Here is a 6,000-nt window from a genome sequence, read left to right as displayed (position 1 = left end):
GTCGACAGACGACCGTCCACAGTCCACAGCTCGTCTCATCGGACTTCTATCCTTATTTCCTATGGCTACTGGTAAGAAAGCGGATATACAGAAAAATTATTATAAAGCATGTATATCCGCTTTTCTACCAGTAACTCTATTAAATATCGTTTGAAGTTCCTTAGAACATGCTGTGGACCGTCGACCGTTGTCTGTGGACGATTAGCCGCAACTTCTAAAGGATATTTCTTAATTTCTGGCAGGATTGCGGATAATCAGATTATAAAGAATATTTCCTCTTTTTCTAAATTAGGATAATTCAAAAGTCCGCAGAATGTCAGATACTTATCATCAAGTTTATGTGCAAATCATTTTCGAAGTAAAAGGGCACCAAAGTTTTTTAAATAAGGACTTCAGACAAGATTTTTTTAAAGTTATGGCATCAATGATTCAGAATCTAGGCCATAAATCAATCATAGTAAATGGAGTAGCCGACCACGTGCATTGTTTGGTGGGATTGAATCCTGACAAGAAGATTTCAGACTTAGTCAGAGACTTGAAAACTGATTCAAATCATTTCCTAAAAGATAAAAGTTGGGTTCCACAAAAATTTGATTGACAAAATGGGTACGGTGTTTTTTCTTATTCTAGGTTTCAGCTTGACCGAGTTTATCAATACATTCTGAACCAAGAAGAGCATCATCGGAAAAAATCCTTTCGAGAAGAATACATCAGCTTTTTGAAAAAATTTGATATCCAATATAAGGATGGATACTTATTTGAATTTTATGAGGATGAATGATCATCAGTTTCTCTGATGGAGGAGAGAATCATTCAAATCGCTTCTCTGAAGCTCACACTACTTTCGCTTTCTATTTTATTGCAATCAAACCGCCTCTCTGAGGCTAATACAGTCAAATTGAATTTTTATTCCTGCTTGCAATTTTAATATTGGCAATGGAATCTAGCTTTTGCTGTTGACTCCAGCGGTGAAGTTTTCTTTTAATACGTACAAGCTAATAAAACTTGAGCCACAAGGAGGTGACTTTCTTGAGTACTTAAAATCCTAGCTTCATGCACCAGCGGTGCGCTTTTCTTGTAGATAATTAAATATAAGGAAGCGCACCAGAGTCCCAGCGGGGCGATTTCATTAACATCGATTCTTGATCAATCTTTGATTCGATGCTATTTATTTGGAATAAGACAAGAATAGCTTCCTTAAATCATTCCTTTTCCCTCAATTCCCTATCTTTACAGGCGAAAATGAACCCATGAAACTCAAAGGCAAAGTCGTCATTATCACAGGTGCAACTTCCGGAATTGGGGAGGCATGCGCTTTGGTTTTTGGTAAGGAAGGTGCAAAAATCGTCATTACAGGCCGTAACCAAGAAAAGCTTGACTCAAGTTCAAAACAACTGATGGCACTGGGGATCGAGGTTTTGCCCATTTTGGCAGATGCTGCATCTGAAAGTGACAACAGATTAATTACCGAAAAAACCCTGGCACTGTTTGGTAGAATTGATATCCTGATCAACAATGCCGGGATATCGATGCGAGCACTTTTTCAGGATGTAGATCTGGAGGTTTTCCGAAAGGTGATAGATACCAATTTTTGGGGGACGGTTTACGCTACCAAATTTTGTCTCCCTGCTATTCTGGAATCCAATGGATCGATCATTGGGATTTCCTCAATTAACGGCTACCGGGGTACTCCTGCGCGAACTGCCTATACTGCCAGTAAATATGCGATGAACGGATTTTTTGAATCGCTCCGTACGGAAATCATGAATCAGGGCGTTCATGTTATGATCGTAGCGCCGGGTTTTACAGCCTCAAATATCCGTAACAGTGCCCTGACTGCCCATGGAAAAACTCAGGGAGAATCCCCGAGAGATGAGGGTAAAATGATGACTGCGGAAGAGGTGGCAGTCGAAATATTAAAGGCGACATTGAAGCGAAAAAGAGATCTGATTTTAACCACGCAGGGAAAATTGGCGGTGTTCCTCAATAAGTGGGTACCAGGAATTATGGATGGACTAGTCTTTCGTGAAATGGCCAAGGAAAAGGATTCACCTTTAAAATAAATGGCTGAATCCATCTTTCAAACCTACCTCAATCGGCTCACAGACCTGTCTTCCAAAAACAAGTCGCTCTATATGCCAAAGATCGAGGGATCAGGAATGATCGATATCCGTGATTTTGATTTTTTAAATGGTGAACCGGCCTTCGGAGTGCTTCAAAATCTCATTCAGGGGAAAAAGCAAATTCCCCTCATTCCTGAAATTGACCCCAGGTTAGGCGATACGAATCAACTTTCAAAAAACCTATCCAGACTTGCTTTTAGGGATCAATTACTTCAGGAAGAGACCGGCGAGCTAAGCCTTTTTACAGGATGGCCTTATGTGGAGGGAAAGTTAATCAACGGCCAAATCCTAAGAGCTCCGATTCTGCTCCTTCCGGTGAGTTTGAAAAGGGAAAAAGGAAACTGGTACTTATTGTCCGGAAATACATGGCAATGGAATCCTGCGTTTCTTTTGGCCTATCGGCATGCGATCAGAAGCGAAATCAACACAGAATCACTGGATGAGGCTTTGCAGGGATTTGCCACTGATTCCATAGAATTTCGCACTCAGCTTTCAAAAATTCTATCTGAAAATTTCGCCTTACAACTCAGTGCGGCAATTTTCGAAGATCATATTACCCCTTTTCCCAATTCTCAAATCAGCTTGGATCAAAGTGTTTTTGAAAATGGGAAATTAAAACTTAAGACCTACGCGGTCCTGGGTCAATTTGCCCAGAAAGGAAGTTTTCTTTTTAGGGAGTACGAAGAATTGATTTCAGAGCAATCCGAAATCTCCCTGGAAGGGCTATTTCAACAGTTCTTTACAAATGATGAGAATCTACCCATTCCTGGTGAAGAGCAGCTTTTCCCGGTTTTCCCACTGGATGCTTCTCAGGAAAATGTTCTGATAAAAGTTCGTCAGGGGAAAAGCGTTGTTGTCGAAGGTCCACCCGGCACGGGCAAATCTCAACTGATCGCCAATTTGGTTTCTGATTACATCGCAAGAGGAAAAAAAGTGCTGGTCGTGTCCCAAAAGCGTGCTGCTTTGGATGTGGTCTTTGAGCGAATGGAGAAGGCGGGGTTTGGGGATTTTTTGGGATTGGTGCATGATTTTCGTGCAGATCATAAGCTGCTGTATGCGAAAATCAAAAAGCAGATAGATTCGATAGAATCTTATCAGGAATTAAATCGGGGAATCGATTCGATTCAGTTGGAGCGGGAGATTTCCCGGCTTTCCAGAACGATATCACGATTCTCCGAAAAGTTTGAGAATTTCCGTACTGAACTTTTCAATCCACAACCTGCCGGAATTCCTGTCAAAGCAATGTATAGGAATGTGGCATTGGATAAGCCGGCATTACGTGAATCCGGTCTTTTGCTCAAATTGGATTACCAACAATCCCTTGATTTTGAAAAGGAGTTCAAGATTTTCCACGGATATTCTAAAAAGTTCAACAACACTTTTTGGGAAAATCGGATGTCTTTTGCAGCAGTGGAGCCGGGAGATTTTGGGAGAATCCACCAAAGTTTGCTAGACTTAGATAGGATAAGAAAGTCATTTCCCTCTGGGTTTGAGCAGCGTAGATGGATTGATTTTTTAAGCTCGATTATCTATTCGACAACAGCCTCAGAGCGGCTTTTCCATCTACAAGAAAGTCTGAATCAGCTTCCAAAGGCTAAGATTTCTTTTTCCCTTCTATTTCAAAAAGTAGAAATCAAAAAGCTGAATCAGATTCAAAAGTGGATTTCCAAAACCCAAACTGAGCTTTCAAAGTTGAGTTTGGTCAATATGTCTGAGTTGAAAAATCTAGAAATTCTAAATTCTGAATTGGAGATTTTACTTCCAAAATCGAAATCTTTTTTTGGAAAAATCTTTGCCGGTTGGAGTAAAAGTAAGTTTCCGCTAAGCTTTCAGCTTATGGATGTTAATGGACTTAAACTCAATTTTGAATCCCTTTCCCAAATTCAGAAAGAAGCCAAAACCCTTATTCGATTGTTTAACGAATATTCGGACTTGCCTCTTGTCCAGGTTTTTCCGAGGGAGCAATTTTCTCAAGAAAAACTGGACGAACAATTGAAGCAGATTAATCATATTTTGAATTGGGAAAAGCTTTGGAATGATTTTCCCGAGATTCAATACTTGACTTCCTGGGCCAAATTGGAGTTTGTATCGTTTCAATCTCAATTATCAACTCTTGCAGATTGGACGCGGGAATTTCAGAAATCAGTACAAGGCTTGCGGCTTTGGCTTGTTCCAAGTCAAATTATGGATGGGCTGAGTGATAATTCTGGCCAGTTTTCATTTGGTAATGAATTGGATCTAAATCAGACTTTCTCGGAGTTAGTAGCGTTTGATCGTTTTCTCAAAAATTGGGAGCCTGAGAAAAGACAATTAGCTGGAGCGCTGGAAAGTCAATTTGCAGATCAGCAGGAAGGAGCAAAAGTCTCCGCATTTCGAAATGGCTGGTATCTCGCCTGGATTGCGGAATTGGAACGTAGAACCCCTTCGCTTGCCGAGGCGGGAAGTTTGAAGTTGGCTCAGGAAATGGATGAACTGAAAACGGCAATTCTGGAAAAGCGGAAAATCTCCCGGCACATGGCTTTACTCCGACTTCGGGAGCAGGTAAGTTCGCAACTTGAGTTTAATCGCCTGGGGAATCGGTTGACTTTCCGTGAGCTTTTACATCAAGTCAGTAAAAAACGGCAGCGTTGGTCAGTTCGCAAGCTGGTGGAGGAATTGGGAGTGGAGGTTTTTAGAATTTTGCCTTGTTGGCTGGCAAGTCCGGAGACAGTTTCGGCTTTGTTTCCTTTGCATCAGGATTTTGATCTGGTCATTTTTGATGAAGCCTCCCAATGTCCGGTGGAACGGGGTTTACCTGCCATGCTCCGCGGAAAACAGGTGGTTGTTGCGGGTGATTCCAAACAACTTCGACCTTCCGACTTTTATCAGGTCAAATGGGAATCGGACGGGGAAGGTATGGAATATGAAGCTGAGTCACTTCTGGAATTGGCAGGGCATTTCTTTGAAAAAAATCAGCTAAAAGGCCATTACCGTTCCGAAGACCCGGCTTTAATTCATTTTTCCAATGCACATTTTTACGAAAATCAATTAGAGACTTTGCCTGATTACCAAACTGTCAAGATTGGAAAATCACCCTTTTCCTGGGAAAAAACAGAAGGAATATGGGAAAATCAGATGAATAAAATGGAGGCGGATGCAGTGGTGGAACGGGTGAAAACCATTCGAGAAAGCTATCCTGAGGATTCGATTGGAATCGTGACCGGAAATTATTTCCAAATGGAACTGATCCGGGAGAAGTTGTGGAAAGCAGGTATTCAGGATGGGGAAATCAAAGTTCGGAACATTGAAAATGTGCAGGGAGATGAGTTTGATCAGGTGATTCTTTCCTTGGGATATGCACCCAATCGTGAAGGGAAGCTGATCACCAACTTTGGTCTTCTAGGTAAGTCAGGAGCTGAAAATCGGCTGAACGTAGCGATCACGCGAGCGCGAAAGATGATGCATGTGATCAGTTCGATCGAACCGGAGGATTTCCGTCCCGGACAGCTTCAAAATCCGGGTTTGATATTGCTAAGGGAGTTTTTGGGTTTTGTGAAAGCTCAGTCGAAAGTTCGGAATATTCCGACTCCAGACGTAAAGACCTTGGGTTACGAATCAGACTGGAGTCTAAAAAGCAAACTATTGGAATCGGATGCTGCTTTTTCAAAGGAAATCCCTTCTTCTGTGATGGACTTGTTGAAGATAGATTTTGCTGGCGATCAAACTGCTGTTTTGACGGATGATCAGCGATTTTTTAATTCACCGACAGCCAAATCTGCTTTGGCTTATCATCCTATTTTGCTGGAGGAGAAAGGCTGGATGTGGGAATGGGTGTGGAGCAGATTTTAGAAGGCTGAATGCTTAAGTAAGAAAGTTTACCTGGCGGAGGTAGGCTGAA

At 41.7% G+C, this 6,000-nt stretch carries 3 protein-coding genes; all 3 read left to right on the top strand.

Features of this window, described 5'->3' with window-relative positions; genetic code table 11:
* Nucleotides 1-313 precede the first annotated feature (313 nt).
* The 3 genes from BLQ81_RS22620 (at nucleotide 314) to BLQ81_RS04700 (ending at nucleotide 5,951) form a co-directional block, all read left to right on the top strand.
* A complete protein-coding gene (locus BLQ81_RS22620; protein WP_245693174.1) occupies nucleotides 314-598 on the top strand; it encodes a transposase in 285 nt (94 codons plus the stop codon).
* A 652-nt stretch (nucleotides 599-1,250) separates the two neighbouring features.
* On the top strand, nucleotides 1,251-2,063 hold the full coding sequence (locus tag BLQ81_RS04705; RefSeq protein WP_092728785.1) for an SDR family oxidoreductase: 813 nt from the start codon (nucleotides 1,251-1,253) through the stop codon (nucleotides 2,061-2,063).
* Nucleotides 2,064-5,951, top strand: a complete 3,888-nt coding sequence (locus BLQ81_RS04700; RefSeq protein ID WP_092728784.1) for an AAA domain-containing protein — start codon at nucleotides 2,064-2,066, stop codon at nucleotides 5,949-5,951.
* The last annotated feature ends 49 nt before the right edge of the window (nucleotides 5,952-6,000 follow it).

This window comes from Algoriphagus alkaliphilus, from assembly GCF_900103735.1.
GTDB classification, from domain to species: Bacteria; Bacteroidota; Bacteroidia; order Cytophagales; family Cyclobacteriaceae; genus Algoriphagus; species Algoriphagus alkaliphilus.
The sequence above is the reverse complement of the archived record's forward strand: the minus strand, read 5'-3'. Positions and strand labels throughout refer to the sequence as shown.